This window comes from Kitasatospora sp. NPDC090308 (genome assembly GCF_044769485.1).
GTDB classification, from domain to species: Bacteria; Actinomycetota; Actinomycetes; order Streptomycetales; family Streptomycetaceae; genus Kitasatospora; species Kitasatospora fiedleri.
Map to the genome: position 1 here is coordinate 107431 of NZ_JBIVXY010000002.1, position 13972 is coordinate 121402.

Here is a 13972-nt window from a genome sequence, read left to right on the forward strand (position 1 = left end):
CGTTTCCCGGCCCCCGGCCCGTTCCGCGCCGGCCTTCTAGGAGCTCTTCTCGGCGAAGACCCGGGCGCTGATCTCCAGCAGGCCGCCCGCGATCAGGGCGATCGCCACGCCGGTCAGCGGGTCGCGCCAGCCGACCAGGTGGAGCTGGAAGAAGTCGGCGAGCCAGGGCACCACCAGGACCAGCGCGAAGGCGCCGGACATGGTGCCGATCAGCAGCAGGCGCCACCAGGTGTAGGGGCGGGCGACGATGGCGAGCACCCAGACGGCCACGATGAAGAGGGTGAGCGTCGCGACCGAGGTGTCGGCCTCCAGGGTGGTCTCGTCGTCGCCGCGGGCCAGCGCGTAGGCGGTGAAGGTCGCCGCGCCGCAGACGATCCCGCCGGGGACGGCCAGCCGCAGGACCCGGCGGACGAAGCCGGTGCGGGCGCGCTCGTTGTTGGGGGCCAGGGCCAGGAAGAACGCCGGGATGCCGATGGTCAGCGAGGACAGCACCGTCGAGTGCCGGGGCAGGAACGGGTACGGGACCTGGGTGAACACCACCAGCAGGGCCAGCAGCACCGAGTAGACGGTCTTGACCAGGAACAGCCCGGCGACCCGCTCGATGTTGCCGATCACCCGGCGGCCCTCGGCGACCACCGAGGGCAGGGTGGCGAAGCGGTCGTCGAGCAGGACGATCTGGGCGACGGCCCGGGTGGCGTCCGAGCCGGTGCCCATCGCGACGCCGATGTCGGCGTCCTTGAGGGCGAGGACGTCGTTGACGCCGTCGCCGGTCATCGCGACGGTGCGGCCCTTGGACTGCAGGGCGCCGACCAGGGCGCGCTTCTGCTGCGGGGTGACCCGGCCGAAGACGGCGGTGCGGTCGGCGGCCTCGGCCAGCTCGGCGGGGTCGGCGGGCAGGGTGCGGGCGTCGGTCGCGGTCTCGGCGCCGGGCAGGCCGAGGTGGGCGGCGACGGCGCCCACCGAGACGGCGCTGTCGCCGGAGATGACCTTGGCCCGGACGTCCTGGGAGCGGAAGTAGCGCAGGGTGTCCGCGGCGTCCTCGCGCAGCCGCTGCTGGAGCACCAGCAGGGCGAGCGGCCGCAGCTCGGCGGCCGGGTCGGGGTCGTCCAGCGGCAGCGGGCTGCGGCCCAGCAGCAGGACGCGCAGCCCCTTCGCGCCCAGCTCGTCGACCTCGGCGAGCGCGTCCGAACCGGCCGGCAGCAGCACGTCCGGGGCGCCGAGCAGCCAGCTGCCCTCGGTGCCGCCCGGTTCGAGCAGCTGGACGCCGCTCCACTTGCGGGCGGAGGAGAACGGGATCGCCTCCAGCACCCGCCAGCGGCCCTCCGGCGGCGGCCCGTACGCCTCGATGACGGCCCGCATGCTGGGGTTGGGGCGAGTGTCGGCGGCGCCGATCGCGCCGAGCGCCTCGGCCAGCACCGCCGGGTCGGCCTGCGGGGCCTGCCGGGGGGTGGCCAGCGGGCGGAGGTCGACCAGGTCCATGCCGCCCTCGGTGAGGGTGCCGGTCTTGTCGAGGCAGACGGTGTCGACCCGGGCCAGCCCCTCGATCGCGGGCAGCTCCTGGACCAGGCACTGCTTGCGGCCGAGCCGGACCACCCCGATCGCGAAGGCCACCGAGGTGAGCAGCACCAGGCCCTCGGGCACCATCGGCACGATGCCGGCCACCATCCGGCGGACGGCCTCCCTCCAGTCGTTGCGCTCCACCGCGAGCTGGCTGATCACCAGGCCGAGCGCGGTAGGGACCAGCAGGTAGGTGATGAACCGCAGGATCCGGTCGATGCCGGTGCGCAGCTCGGACTTGACCAGGGTGAACCTGCTGGCCTCCTCGGCGAGCCTGGCGGCGTAGGCGTCCCGGCCGACCTTGGTGGCGGTGAACGCGCCCGCGCCGGCCACCACGAAGGAACCGGACATCACGCGGTCGCCGGGGTGCTTGAGGACGGGGTCGGGCTCGCCGGTCAGCAGCGACTCGTCGATCTCCAGGCCGTCCGCCTCGGTGACGGTGCCGTCCACCACGGCCTTGTCGCCGATGCCGAGCAGCACGGTGTCGTCCAGCACGACCTCGCCGGTGCCGACCTGCACGGCGGCGCCGTCCCGGCGGACCTGGGGGCGGGCCTCGCCGATCAGCGCGAGGCTGTCCAGGGTCTTCTTGGCGCGGGTCTCCTGGATGATGCCGATCGCCGTGTTGGCCACGATGACCAGGCCGAACAGGCCGTCCTGGATCGGTCCGACGACCAGGATGATGCCGAACATCACCCCGATGAGCGCGTTGAACCGGGTGAACACGTTGGCCCGGACGATCTCCCGCACCGACCGGCTGGAACGCACCGGGACGTCGTTCACCTGGCCGCGGGCGACCCGCTCGGCGACCTCGGCCGCGCTCAGCCCGGGCTGGTACGCGCCGCCCGCGCCGGTGGGGTGCGCGCCGGGGGCCTGATCCGGGGCCCGGCCCGGGGCCGGATCGGGGTCCGGACCGGGGCCGTGCGCGGCGGTGCCTTCCGCTGAGTGCGTCATGGCACCGACTCTAGGTGGGCGATTTGTCCGGTGCGTCCCGCCTCGGGGCGGTGTCGGGCCGGACGGGTGGCGGGGGCCGGAGCCTCAGCGGGCGGCTCCGGTGCCGCTCCCGGCGCCCGTGCCGTTGTCGCTGCCGTCGTCGCCGTCGGTGCCGCTCCCGGTCGCCTCGGCCGCCTCGGCGGCGCGGGCGCGGCGGATCGCGGCGCGGCGGGCGGTGCAGTACTTGAGGCCGATCAGGCCGAGCAGGCCGCCGGACAGGCAGATCCACGGCCAGGTGCCGTGGCCGTGGTCGGACAGTCGGCCCTGGAACGGCACCAGCGCCACGAAGCCGACGAACCACAGCACCGTGCCGGTGCCGACGATGGCGACGTCGTTCCCCTCGAGGGGCGGGGGAGCGGAGCGCAGCGCGGTCTTGGGCATGGGCCCTAGCCTACGGGGCGGGCCCGGCGCTCCGGGAGAGGCGGTCCGGTCCGCCGCCGCCACCCGGAGTCGTCCGAACGTGATCGAGCGTGACCGTAATGGCCTTGCTCTACGCGCGAAGATGGCGCGTGCACGACCGGCGTCGACATACTGAAATGCCCCCACCCTGGCTTCCCCCCCCTGGCCCCCCGGCCTCTCCCGATCGAGGACCCCCGACATGTCTCCGCAGGCCCAGTCGACCACCGCGTCGCCCGAGCCCTCCCAGAACCCGCCGCAGCCCCCGTCCGGCGCCCTGGACCGCTTCTTCAAGATCTCGCAGCGGGGCTCCACCCTGCCCCGCGAGATCCGCGGTGGTGTCGCCACCTTCTTCACGATGGCGTACATCCTGGTGCTCAACCCGATCATCCTGGCCTCGGCCACGGACATGAACGGCACCCACCTCGCCGGCGGGCAGCTGGTCACCGCGACCGCGCTCACCGCCGGTCTGACCACCCTGCTGATGGGCGTCATCGGCAACGTCCCGATCGGCCTCGCCGCCGGCCTGGGCGTCAACACCATCGTGGCGCTCCAGCTCGCCCCCCAGATGACCTGGCCGGACGCGATGGGCATGGTCGTCCTGGCCGGCTTCGCGATCATGCTGCTGGTCGCCACCGGCCTGCGCGAGCGGGTCATGAACGCCGTCCCGCTCGGCCTGCGCAAGGCCATCGCGATCGGCATCGGCCTGTTCATCACCCTGGTCGGCCTGGTCGACTCCGGCTTCGTCTCCCGCATCCCGGACGCCGCCCACACCACCGTCCCGCTCCAGCTCGGCGTCGGCGGCCACCTGCACGGCTGGCCCGTGCTGATCTTCATCCTCGGCCTGCTGCTCACCATGGCCCTGGTCATCCGCAAGGTGCCCGGCGCGATCCTGATCTCGATCGCCGTGATGACCGCCCTCGCGGTGATCATCCAGCAGTTCGCCGACCTCTCCGCCGAGACCTGGGGCCTCACCGTCCCCGCCTGGCCCGGCAACCCGGTCGCCACCCCCGACTTCGGCCTGGTCGGCCACTTCAGCCTGTTCGGCGGCTTCCAGCACGTCAGCGTCCTGACCGGCATCCTGTTCGTCTTCACCGTGCTGATGAGCTGCTTCTTCGACGCGATGGGCACCATCCTCGGCGTCGCCGACGAGGCCCACCTGCTCGACGAGAAGGGCGACCTCCCGGGCATCAACAAGATCCTGATGGTCGACGGCATCGCCACCGCCGCGGGCGGCGCGACCTCCTCCTCCGCCAACACCTGCTTCGTCGAGTCCACCGCCGGCGTCGGCGAGGGCGCCCGCACCGGCTTCGCCTCGATCGTCACCGGCGCGCTCTTCCTGCTCGCCCTCTTCCTCACCCCGCTGGCGACCATGGTCCCCGCCCAGGCCGCCACCCCCGCCCTGGTCACCGTCGGCTTCCTGATCCTGGCGAACTCCATCAAGGAGATCGACTGGTCCGACTTCACCATCGCGATGCCGGCCTTCCTCACCATCGTGATGATGCCGTTCACCTACTCCATCACCAACGGCATCGGCTTCGGCTTCATCACCTTCTGCCTCCTGCGCATCGTCGCCGGCCGCGCCCGCACCGTCCCGATCGCGATGTACGGCGTCGCCGCCGTCTTCGCCTTCTACTACCTGATGCCGGCCCTCGGCCTGCTCTGACGCCGCCCGGCCCCACGACGGCCCTCCCCCGCGCCGCGGGGGAGGGCCGTCGGGCTGTTCGATATCAGGCGAGGTGTGATCTCGATATCATGGGGATCCGCCGGCCGACGGAAGGACGACCATGACACGTACCGTCATCGACCTCGACGACGACCTCCTCGCGGAAGCCCAGCGGCTCTTCGGGACCTCCACCAAGGTCGCCACGGTGAACGCCGCCCTGCTCGAAGCGGTCAAGCTCGCCCGCCGGATAGAGTTCGCGGACGCCGTGGCCAGCGGGGAGTTCGACCTCCTCGGCGAGCCCGGTGACCGGGCGGTGGCGTGACCCGGGAGCACTTCCTGATCGACAAGTCGGCCCTGGCGCGGTGGGGCAAGGCAGCCGTCCGCCCGGTGCTCGACGACCTCTCCCAACGGGCCCTGCTCGCCGTCAGCCCGACGGTGGAGATGGAGGTGCTGTTCAGCGCCCGCACCCTGGCCGAGGCCGAGCGGCTGCGCCACCTGCTCCGCGGCTTCGACTACCTGCCGTGCCCCGACGAGGTGTGGGACCGGGCGAAGCAGGTGCAGCAGCAGGCGTTGTTCCGCGGGAACCACCGGGCGCTGTCGATGGCGGACCTGCTCATCGCGGCCACGGCGGAGCGGCACGGCGTCACCGTCCTGCACTACGACGGCGACTACGACATGATCGCGGCGCTCACCGGGCAGCCCACCCGCTGGGTCGTACCGGCGGGGACGGCCGACTGAGTCCCTGCCCGAGCGGCTGACGCCTCCCCTCACCAACGGCATCGGCTCCGTCACCTCCCGCCCCCTGCGGGGCGGAGCAGTTCCGCGGGGGAGGACCTGGGCGACCTCACGGTCCGGTCCGGTTCTGAGGGCCGAACGAACGGCTGTGGGCCACGACGCGGCTTCCTCCTCCGGCGAAGAGCGTGGTGCGCAGTTCACCCCTTGAGCCCGTGCGGGACGAGACGAAACGGACCGGCGGAACGTCCCGAGCGTCCTGCGAACGCGGTGGGGACGTCCGGAAAGACGTCTTTCCACCGCCCGCAGGCGACAAGGCGACAGTCGGGTACAGGGGCGCCGTGCGGTGCGAGGTGCACCCGGAACCGCCACGGCGGGCCGGGAGGCCCGTTCGGGGCGGTGCCGGGAGGGGGTTCAGCAGGGGAGGCGGCCGGTGCGGGAGGAGCCGGGGGGCCACAGGACGTCGACCGGCAGGCCGGCGGCTCGGGCGGTGGCGACCATGTCGGCCGTTCCGCCCGGGCCGTTGCCGGGGCGGCCGTCCCAGACTGCGATCAGGCGGTCGGCGAGGCGTAGCAGTCGGTCGTTGGCGGCGACGTACGCGGCCGGGTCGAGCCGGGCGGCGGGCAGGACCAGGACCCGGTGTGCGGAGGCCCGGAGGCGGTCGAAGGCGGCGCGGTCGGCCGGGTCGGTCGGTGGGGGTGGGTAGTCGGGGGCGGGCAGGACGGCGAGCAGGCGGGCGCCGCGGGCCAGGACGGCCTCCGCGAACAGGGTGTCGGCGCCCGGGGCGAGGCAGGAGACGCCGGTCAACTCCGTTGCGGGGTACGGCGCGAGGAGGGCGTCCAGGGCGGTGCGGACGGCGCGGGCGGTGTCCGGGGCGAGGTCGAGGTGCCCGGTCACGGCGATCACGGGCATGGCGGGCGCTCCCCGGGCTGGACGTCGGTGCTGTGCCGGATCCTGCCAGGACGGCGGCCCGGTGGGCGGGAGTTGGCGCGGATCGGGCCGAAAACCGTCCGGCCGTACGGGAGTCGGTCCTGTCCTCCGGAGCGGGGCCCGCCGCGTGCTGGACAGTGCGGGTCGCCCGCCCGACAATCACGCTATGGCCGCTCAGGAGTTCAGCACCCAGCTCGCCCGCCCCTCGCAGGCCGAGCGGGACAGCGCGCTGGAACTGCTGCGGGACGGGGTCGGCAGCGGCCGGCTCTCGCACGACACCTTCATCCGCCGGATGGAACTGGTGCTGACCGCCCGCAGCCGCGCCGAACTCGCCGAGGTGGTCGGCGACCTGCGCACCTACGGACCGGTCTCCCGGGCGCTGCTGCGCACCGTCGCCAGGGTCTCCGCGCTCCAGGTCCGGCTGCGGCAGACCTGGCACGCCGAGCAGCTGACCAGGCTGCGGCTGCCCGATCCGGGCGTGCGGCGGCTGCGGATCGGCCGGATGACCGGCTCCGACCTCCGGCTGGGCGACTCGACCGTCTCCCGGCGCCACGCCGAGCTGCGCTTCGAGACCGGCGACTGGGTCCTCTACGACCTGGGCTCCAGCAACGGCACCTACGTCAACGACCGCCGGGTGGCCGGCGGCACCGTGGTCCGGGCCGGTGACCGGCTGCGCTTCGGACGGCTGGGCTTCCACCTCACCGCGGACTGAGCGCGCGCCGGACGGGGAGGAGCGGGCGGCCGGGCGGCCGGCGTCGAGTCGAACGGACGGATGCCTCGCGCGCGTGTGGTCGAAATCAATTTTCCTTAGACTCGGTAATGACGTAGGCTAAGGACATGCCCGAGATGTACGAGGACGACCTGCTGGCGGTCAGCCAGCTGCGGTCGGCCGCGATGCGCCTGGCCCGCCGGTTGCGACACCAGCGGGTCGAGGAGTCGCTGAGCCCCACCGAGATGGGGGTGCTCGGCACGCTCGCCCGCTGCGGCAAGGCGACGCCGGGCGAGCTGGCCCGCAAGGAGCACGTCCAGCCGCCGTCCATGACCAGGATCATCGCGATGCTGGAGGAGAAGGGCCTGGTGCGGCGCGAGCCGCACCCGGAGGACCGCCGACAGGTGGTGGTCAGCAGTACGGAGCAGGCCGAGGAGATCCTCAACGAGTCCCGCCGCCGGCGCAACGCCTGGCTGGCCGGGCTGGCCGAGGGCCTCGACGCGGAGGAGTGGGAGCGGCTCAAGGCGGCCGCGCCCGTGCTCTACAAGCTGGCCAACCTGTAGCACCGCCCCGATCCCGACCGATCCGTTCGATCCCGTCCGACCCGTCCCGGGTGAACGAAGGAGAACCGCATCACCGCAGGACCCACCAGTGCCACAGACCGCACCGCGACCGCCCGACCGGTCGCGGTGCGCCGAGGGGAGACCATCTTGACACCGCCGGCCGCCCGCGCCGCCGCGATCCGCACCGCGACCATCCGCACCGACCTCCGTACCGACACCCGGCGCCCGGTCACCCGCCCCGCGGGCCCGCGCCACGAAGAACCGCTCGTCGACGAAGCGGCCGCCACCACCGGGGCGGCGCCCGCCGGCGCCCCCGCCGCGCAGAGCCAGGCACCCGCCTCCGCGGGCCTGCCGGGCAGCGGCGACGACGACCCCGACGAACGCACCGCGGCGGTGACCCCCGCCGCTTCGCCGGGCCGGTTCACCCGCCCGGGAGGGATGTTCTCGTCCCTGCGCATCCGTAACTACCGGTACTACTTCGCCGGCCAGGTGGTCTCCAACACCGGCACCTGGATGCAGCGCATCGCCCAGGACTGGCTGGTGCTCAGCCTCACCGGCAGCCCGTTCGCGGTCGGCATCACCACCGCCATGCAGTTCCTGCCGATGCTGCTGCTCGGCCTGTGGGGCGGCGTCCTCGCCGACCGGCTGCCCAAGCGCCGCCTGCTGATCGCGACCCAGGGCGCGATGGGCCTGCTCGCCGCCGTCCTCGCCGTGCTCACCGTCACCGGTGCCGTCACGCCCGTCGTGGTGTACCTGTTCGCGCTGCTGCTCGGCCTGGTCACGGTGGTCGACAACCCGACCCGGCAGGCGTTCGTCAGCGAGATGGTGCCCGCCAAGGACCTGGCCAACGCGGTCAGCCTGAACGCCGCCAACTTCCAGACCGCCCGCCTGGTCGGCCCGGCCGTCGCCGGCGCGCTGATCGCCGCGGTCGGCAGCGGCTGGGCGTTCGCCGTGAACGCGTTCTCCTTCGTCGCGGTCATCGGCGGCCTGCTCGCCATGCGCAGCAGCGAACTGCGCCCCGTCGAGCGGATCGCCCGCGAGCGCGGACAGCTCCGCGAGGGCCTGCGGTACGTCAAGGAGCGCCCCGAGCTGCTCTGGCCGATGGTGCTCGCCGGTTTCATCGGGACCTTCGGCTTCAACTTCCCGACCCTGCTCTCCGGCTTCGCGCACGACACCTTCCACGTCGGCGCGGGCGCGTACGGCCTGCTCAACACCGCGATGGCGGTCGGCTCACTGACCGGCGCCCTGCTCGCCGCCCGCCGCGGCGCGCCCCGGCTGCGCCGCCTGGTCTTCGCCGCGTGCGCCTTCGGCGCGCTGGAGGTGCTGGCCGCGTTCGCCCCGGGCTACTGGACCTTCGCCCTGCTGCTCACCCTGATCGGCGTGTTCGGTCTGACCTTCAACACCTCGGTCAACTCGGCCCTCCAGCTCGGCACCGACCCCGAGATGCGCGGCCGCGTCATGGGCCTGCTGGTCCTGGTCTTCACCGGCGGCACCCCGATCGGCGCCCCGCTGGTCGGCTGGATCACCGCCCAGTACGGCCCGCGCTTCGGCCTGCTCGCCTGCGGCCTGGTCTCCGCCGCGGCGGCCGGCGTGGTCGCCCTGGTGCTCGGCCGGATCAGCGGCCTGCGCCTGCGCCTGGACCCGCACCCGGTGCGGACCCGGGGCCGGGTGTTCTCGGTGGTGCAGAAGGACGACCTGGCGACCGCCTGCTAGTCCCTCGGCGGGTCAGTCCGCGGGCCGGTCCGCCGGCGGACCGGCCCGCCGGCCCGGGTGGACGCGCAGCTCCAGCAGTTGCCCGGGCCACGGGCCGGTCGGCCGGTCCTCGGTGAACGCGGCGGTGCGGGTGAACCCCAGCCGTTCGTACTGGGCGACCAGCCCGCCGTCGCCGCCCGCGTAGCAGTCCACCCGCAGCAGGCCGGCGCCGCGCTCGCGGGCCAGGCGGCGGGCGTCGGCGACCAGGGCCGCCCCGACGCCCGCCCCGCGGTGGGCCGGGTCGGTCACCAGCCAGCGGACGAACAGCTCCGGCTCGCCCGCCGCCGGGAGGCCCGCGGGGGCGCGGTCGGCCAGCACGCAGATGCCGAGCGGGCCGCCGCCACCGCCGCCGCTCTCGCCGTCACCGCCGTCACCGCCGCCGCCACCGCCGCCGCCCTGGCCGCCGCCGCCGTCGTCGGGCCAGGCGATCCGGACCAGGTGCTCCGCCGTGACCCGCCCGGCCCGTTCGACCGCGCCCGGACGCCGCGACCAGGGCACCGGGCCCCACTGGTCGGTGCGGCCCCGGGCGGCCAGCCAGGCGACCGCGCCGTCGAGCAGGGAGAGCAGGACGGCGGCGGATTCCGGTCCTCCGGTACGGATGCGCATGACCTTCTTTCTATCCGACTTCCCGGCCGACCCGCGGGCAGGGGGTGCGGCAGGATGACGGGATGAGGCTCTTCGTCGCCGTGAACCCGCCGGCCCGCGTCAAGCAGGAACTCGTCGACGCCGTACAGCCCCTGCGCGCCCTCCCCGGCGCGGACCGGCTGCGCTGGACCGAACCCGCCGGATGGCACCTCACGCTGGCCTTCCTGGGCGAGGTCCCGGCCGACGAGGTGGCCGCGCTGGAACGGGAGCTGGCCCGGTTCGCGAGCACCCACCCGGTGCACCGGCTGCGCCTGGCCGGGGCCGGCACCTTCGGCGAACGGGCGCTCTGGGCGGGCGTCGAGGGGGACGTCCAGGCCCTGCGCCGGCTGGCGGCGGACGTGCGGACGGCGCTCGACGCCACCGACGAGGAACGCGGCTTCCACCCCCACCTGACCCTGGCCCGGGCCGCGACCACCCGCGGCCGCGGACCCGCCGGCCCGGGCGGGCCGCGGACGCTGGCCGCCCCCCTGCGGGACTTCCGGGGCACGCCGTGGACGGCCGCCCGGATCCAGCTGATGCGCAGCGAGACGGGCTACGGCCCGGCCCGCTACACGGTGGTGGAGGGCTGGCCGCTGGGCACGTGAACGGCGGCCGGGACGCGGGGCCGCGCGGCGGGTCTCAGCCCAGGTCCGGGGCGTCGCGGAGGACGACGCGGGCGGGGGCGGTGGTGCCGAGTTCCAGCAGGGCGAGGGTGTTGGGCCCCGGGCGGAGGAGGGGCCAGGGGCAGTACAGGGTGTGCTGGGGGCCGCGGGCGTCGTAGCGGCCGAGCAGGAAGCCGTTGACCCAGAGGTAGCCGTGCCCGCCCTCGGGGACGGCGAGGAAGGCGTCGCCGGGGGCGTCGAGGTGCAGGGTGCCGCGGGCGAGGAGTTCCGGGGCGGGGGTGCCGGGGGACCAGGTGCCGGGGTCGGGGAGCGGGTCGAGGGCGAGCGGTTCGGCCTGCCAGCCGTGCAGGTACTGGCGTTCGTGGCGGACGCCGGTGAGGCCCTTGGCCTCGCCGGTCGGCGGCCCGTAGTTGACCCGGCCGAGCGATTCGACCAGCAGCCGGACGCGGGCGCCGCCGCCCGCGGCGACCGGCTCGGCGGGGACGCCCCGTTCGAGCGAGGCGACGTGCTCGCCGTCCACCCGCAGGGCGGCCCGGTCGCACAACCCCTCGACGGTGAGCGGGAGTTCGGGGCTGAGCGCGGGTACCGTCGCGGTGTAGCGGACCAGGCCGTGCTCCAGCCCGAGCTCCTCGAACGACGGCGGCACGGGGGCGGTGACGGCGGGCCCGAACGGCAGCTCGGCGCACTCGTCGAGGAGCACCTCGCGGGCCGCCAGCAGCGGTGCGGGCGCGGGCAGCACGGGTTCGCGCTCGTCCAGGTAGCGGACGAGTTCCGGCTGTTCGGCGGCGAACTCGGCGATGACCTGCCGGAAGGCGTCGAACTTGGCGGTGGGCAGGCCGCGTTCGTCGAGCGGGGCGTCGTAGTCGTAGGAGGTGGTGGTCGGCTGGTAGGGGGAGTGCGTCCAGTCGGTGGAGTTGAACGGCGGGTCGGCGTGGTTGGCGCCGGCGGTGGTGCCGAAGTTGGTGCCGCCGTGGGCCATGTAGAGGTTGACCGAGCCGCCGGCGGCGAGCAGGCGGCGCAGCGTGTCGGCGGCGTCGGCGGCGTCCCGGGTGTGGTGCGGCTCGCCCCAGTGGTCGAACCAGCCGTTCCAGAACTCCATGCAGAACGGCGGGTCCTCGGGGCGGTGGCGGCGCAGCACGGCGAAGGCGCCCTCCGGGTCGGAGCCGAAGTTGACGGTGGCCAGCACGCCGGGGACGGTGCCGGCCGCGAGCAGGTGGTCCTCGGGGCCGTCGGAGGTGAACAGCGGGACGGCGATCCCGCGCTCGCGCAGCCCGCGGGCCAGGTGGTCCAGGTACGCGGCGTCGCCGCCGAACGACCCGTACTCGTTCTCGACCTGCACCATCAGCACGCCGCCGCCGGGACGGCCCCACTGCCGCCCGACCACCTGCGGCAGCAGCGCGTCGAAGTAGGCGTCGACGGCGGCCAGGTACTCCGGGTCGCTGCTGCGGACCCGCCGGCCGAGCCGGGCGGTGAGCCAGCCGGGCAGCCCGCCGTTGTCCCACTCGGCGCAGATGTACGGGCCGGGCCGGACGATCGTCCACAGCCCCTGCCGGTGCGCCTCGTCGAGGAACGCCCCGAGCTCGTCCAGCCGCGCGTACCGGCCGGTCGCGGGCTCGTGCAGGTTCCACGGCACGTACGTCTCGACCGTGTTCAACCCCATCGCCCGCACCGCCGCGAGCCGGTCGGCCCACTGCTCGGGGCGGCTGCGGAAGTAGTGCACCGCGCCGGACAGGATGCGCAGCGGCCGCCCGTCGAGGCGGAACCCGGTCGAGTCGTAGGTGAGCATGCCCCCAGCCTGCCCAACGCCACGGCCTCCAGCCGCGGAGACATGCGGAACATCCGGGGCGCGCCTCCCGGGGCCCTTCCCCGGCTCTTCCCCGGCCCCTTCCCCGGGCCCCTGATCGCGGGGCCGGGCGTTCGACCGGCTAGTCTCGAAGGGTGGACCCGAAGACCCGTATGCGGATCGTCACCGGCGCGTTCGTCCTGCTGCTCGCCGTGGTGATCGTCAGCGCCATCGTGCAGAAGTAGCCGCCGTCCGGCCCGCCGGGGCGGCCCCGGGACGCGTCGAGGGCCCCGGTCCGGTGGACCGGGGCCCTCGACGGAGGCGGGCGGGTCAGTCGTTCAGGTGCTCGACCACGTAGTCGATGGCGCCGGTGAGCTTCTCGACGTCGGCCGGGTCGACGGCCGGGAACATCGCGATGCGCAGCTGGTTGCGGCCCAGCTTGCGGTAGGGCTCGGTGTCCACGATGCCGTTGGCACGCAGTGCCTTGGCGACCGCGGCGGCGTCGACCGAGTCGTCGAAGTCGATGGTGCCGACGACCTGGGAGCGCTCCTCGGGCTTGGCCACGAAGGGCTGCGCGAAGGAGGACTTCTCGGCCCAGGAGTACAGGATCGAGGAGGACTCCGCGGTGCGGGCCACCGCCCAGTCCAGGCCGCCCTGGCCGTTCAGCCACTCCAGCTGGTCGGCCAGCAGGAAGAGGGTGGAGATGGACGGGGTGTTGTACGTCTGGTCCTTCGAGGAGTTGTCGATCGCGGTCGGCAGGTCGAAGAACGGCGGGACGTACCGGCCGGAGCCGGCGATCTCCGCGGCGCGCTCCAGCGCGGCCGGCGAGAAGGTGGCCAGCCAGAGGCCGCCCTCGGAGGCGAAGGACTTCTGCGGGGCGAAGTAGTAGACGTCCGTCTCGCGGATGTCGACCGGCAGGCCGCCGGCGCCGGAGGTGGCGTCGACCAGGACCAGCGAGCCGGCGTCCGCGCCCTCGGGGCGGCGGATCGGCATCGCGACGCCGGTGGAGGTCTCGTTGTGGGTGAGGCCGTAGACGTCCACGCCCGCCTCGGCGACCGGCAGCGGGTGGGTGCCCGGGGCGGTCTTGATCACCGTCGGCTCGGCCAGCCACGGGGCGGCCTTCACGGAGGAGGCGAACTTGGAGGAGAACTCGCCGAAGTCCAGGTGCTGCGACTTCTCGCGCACCAGGCCGAACGCGGCGATGTCCCAGAACGCGGTGGAGCCGCCGTTGCCGAGCACGACCTCGTAGCCCTCCGGCAGCGAGAACAGCTCGGCGACGCCCTGGCGGACGCGCTTGACGATGTTCTTGACCGGGGCCTGGCGGTGGGAGGTGCCCAGCAGGGAGGTTCCGGTGGCGGCGAGGGCACTCAGGGCCTCGGGGCGCACCTTGGAGGGGCCGCAGCCGAAGCGGCCGTCGTTGGGCAGATTGTCGGCGGGGATCTGAATCTGAGCCACCCCCGCAGCCTATCCCCCGGACGCGCGGCGGCGGAACGCCCGTCCGGCCGCTGAGACGTGATCTTGCCCGCCCCGGACAGCCCGCACCGGGGCGCGTGACCCCTGGTCAGGGGGCGTGCGCGCGCCCGGCGGCGGACGTGTCCGAACTGACGATCCGTCAGCTTTTCACCCGGAAGTGGCTCCGGGAGCGGC

13 protein-coding genes are annotated in these 13972 nt (G+C 74.1%); 7 read left to right on the forward strand and 6 right to left on the reverse strand.

Annotated features, from left to right (window positions below; genetic code table 11):
* Positions 1-36 precede the first annotated feature (36 nt).
* Both ACIQVD_RS04480 and ACIQVD_RS04485 read right to left on the reverse strand, forming a co-directional pair.
* A complete protein-coding gene (locus ACIQVD_RS04480; protein ID WP_402285981.1) occupies positions 37-2508 on the reverse strand; it encodes an HAD-IC family P-type ATPase in 2472 nt (823 codons plus the stop codon).
* A gap of 84 nt (positions 2509-2592) precedes the next feature.
* Positions 2593-2928, reverse strand: a complete 336-nt coding sequence (locus ACIQVD_RS04485; protein ID WP_402285983.1) for a DUF2530 domain-containing protein — start codon at positions 2926-2928, stop codon at positions 2593-2595.
* A gap of 217 nt (positions 2929-3145) precedes the next feature.
* Between ACIQVD_RS04485 and ACIQVD_RS04490 the strand changes: the two genes are divergently transcribed.
* The 3 genes from ACIQVD_RS04490 to ACIQVD_RS04500 all read left to right on the forward strand — a co-directional run bounded on the left by ACIQVD_RS04490 (position 3146) and on the right by ACIQVD_RS04500 (position 5347).
* A complete protein-coding gene (locus tag ACIQVD_RS04490; protein ID WP_400682469.1) occupies positions 3146-4609 on the forward strand; it encodes an NCS2 family permease in 1464 nt (487 codons plus the stop codon).
* Positions 4610-4730: 121 nt separating this feature from the next.
* Positions 4731-4931: a type II toxin-antitoxin system VapB family antitoxin gene (locus tag ACIQVD_RS04495; RefSeq protein ID WP_402285986.1), complete on the forward strand. Its 201-nt coding sequence runs from the start codon at positions 4731-4733 to the stop codon at positions 4929-4931.
* Positions 4928-5347, forward strand: coding sequence for a PIN domain nuclease (locus ACIQVD_RS04500; protein WP_402285989.1), 420 nt, complete (start codon positions 4928-4930; stop codon positions 5345-5347). The genes ACIQVD_RS04495 and ACIQVD_RS04500 overlap by 4 nt, the downstream gene beginning before the upstream one ends.
* A 408-nt stretch (positions 5348-5755) precedes the next feature.
* Here the strand turns inward: ACIQVD_RS04500 and ACIQVD_RS04505 are convergent, their stop codons facing one another.
* Positions 5756-6253, reverse strand: a complete 498-nt coding sequence (locus tag ACIQVD_RS04505) for a hypothetical protein (RefSeq protein ID WP_402285992.1) — start codon at positions 6251-6253, stop codon at positions 5756-5758.
* Positions 6254-6437: 184 nt separating this feature from the next.
* Here ACIQVD_RS04505 and ACIQVD_RS04510 point away from each other — a divergent pair, with 184 nt between their 5' ends.
* The 3 genes from ACIQVD_RS04510 to ACIQVD_RS04520 all read left to right on the forward strand — a co-directional run bounded on the left by ACIQVD_RS04510 (position 6438) and on the right by ACIQVD_RS04520 (position 9256).
* On the forward strand, positions 6438-6983 hold the full coding sequence (locus ACIQVD_RS04510; RefSeq protein ID WP_400682462.1) for an FHA domain-containing protein: 546 nt from the start codon (positions 6438-6440) through the stop codon (positions 6981-6983).
* Between the two features lie 125 nt (positions 6984-7108).
* Positions 7109-7543, forward strand: a complete 435-nt coding sequence (locus tag ACIQVD_RS04515) for a MarR family winged helix-turn-helix transcriptional regulator (protein WP_100836774.1) — start codon at positions 7109-7111, stop codon at positions 7541-7543.
* Positions 7544-7981: 438 nt separating this feature from the next.
* Positions 7982-9256 (forward strand): MFS transporter, encoded by a 1275-nt coding sequence (locus ACIQVD_RS04520; RefSeq protein ID WP_400682704.1) that lies wholly within the window; start codon positions 7982-7984, stop codon positions 9254-9256.
* A gap of 12 nt (positions 9257-9268) precedes the next feature.
* Here the strand turns inward: ACIQVD_RS04520 and ACIQVD_RS04525 are convergent, their stop codons facing one another.
* Positions 9269-9901 carry a GNAT family N-acetyltransferase gene (locus tag ACIQVD_RS04525; RefSeq protein WP_402285995.1) on the reverse strand — a complete coding sequence of 211 codons (633 nt, stop codon included), beginning with the start codon at positions 9899-9901 and terminating at the stop codon, positions 9269-9271.
* Between the two features lie 62 nt (positions 9902-9963).
* Here ACIQVD_RS04525 and thpR point away from each other — a divergent pair, with 62 nt between their 5' ends.
* Positions 9964-10524: an RNA 2',3'-cyclic phosphodiesterase gene (thpR, locus tag ACIQVD_RS04530; protein WP_402285997.1), complete on the forward strand. Its 561-nt coding sequence runs from the start codon at positions 9964-9966 to the stop codon at positions 10522-10524.
* 34 nt (positions 10525-10558) lie between these two features.
* Here the strand turns inward: thpR and ACIQVD_RS04535 are convergent, their stop codons facing one another.
* Together ACIQVD_RS04535 and serC are read right to left on the reverse strand one after the other, a co-directional pair.
* The gene (locus ACIQVD_RS04535) at positions 10559-12328 is read right to left on the reverse strand and encodes a beta-galactosidase family protein (RefSeq protein ID WP_402286000.1); all 1770 of its coding nucleotides are present in this window, start codon (positions 12326-12328) and stop codon (positions 10559-10561) included.
* A 327-nt stretch (positions 12329-12655) separates the two neighbouring features.
* The gene (gene serC, locus ACIQVD_RS04540; RefSeq protein WP_100836769.1) at positions 12656-13780 is read right to left on the reverse strand and encodes a phosphoserine transaminase; all 1125 of its coding nucleotides are present in this window, start codon (positions 13778-13780) and stop codon (positions 12656-12658) included.
* Positions 13781-13972 lie beyond the last annotated feature (192 nt).

Bases quoted from the DNA above. Each gene is read 5' to 3' on its own strand.
- ACIQVD_RS04480 (WP_402285981.1), bottom strand. From the start codon at position 2,508: ATGACGCACTCAGCGGAAGGCACCGCCGCGCACGGCCCCGGTCCGGAC.
- ACIQVD_RS04485 (WP_402285983.1), bottom strand. From the start codon at position 2,928: ATGCCCAAGACCGCGCTGCGCTCCGCTCCCCCGCCCCTCGAGGGGAAC.
- ACIQVD_RS04490 (WP_400682469.1), top strand. From the start codon at position 3,146: ATGTCTCCGCAGGCCCAGTCGACCACCGCGTCGCCCGAGCCCTCCCAG.
- ACIQVD_RS04495 (WP_402285986.1), top strand. From the start codon at position 4,731: ATGACACGTACCGTCATCGACCTCGACGACGACCTCCTCGCGGAAGCC.
- ACIQVD_RS04505 (WP_402285992.1), bottom strand. From the start codon at position 6,253: ATGCCCGTGATCGCCGTGACCGGGCACCTCGACCTCGCCCCGGACACC.
- ACIQVD_RS04510 (WP_400682462.1), top strand. From the start codon at position 6,438: ATGGCCGCTCAGGAGTTCAGCACCCAGCTCGCCCGCCCCTCGCAGGCC.
- ACIQVD_RS04515 (WP_100836774.1), top strand. From the start codon at position 7,109: ATGCCCGAGATGTACGAGGACGACCTGCTGGCGGTCAGCCAGCTGCGG.
- ACIQVD_RS04520 (WP_400682704.1), top strand. From the start codon at position 7,982: ATGTTCTCGTCCCTGCGCATCCGTAACTACCGGTACTACTTCGCCGGC.
- ACIQVD_RS04525 (WP_402285995.1), bottom strand. From the start codon at position 9,901: ATGCGCATCCGTACCGGAGGACCGGAATCCGCCGCCGTCCTGCTCTCC.
- thpR (WP_402285997.1), top strand. From the start codon at position 9,964: ATGAGGCTCTTCGTCGCCGTGAACCCGCCGGCCCGCGTCAAGCAGGAA.
- ACIQVD_RS04535 (WP_402286000.1), bottom strand. From the start codon at position 12,328: ATGCTCACCTACGACTCGACCGGGTTCCGCCTCGACGGGCGGCCGCTG.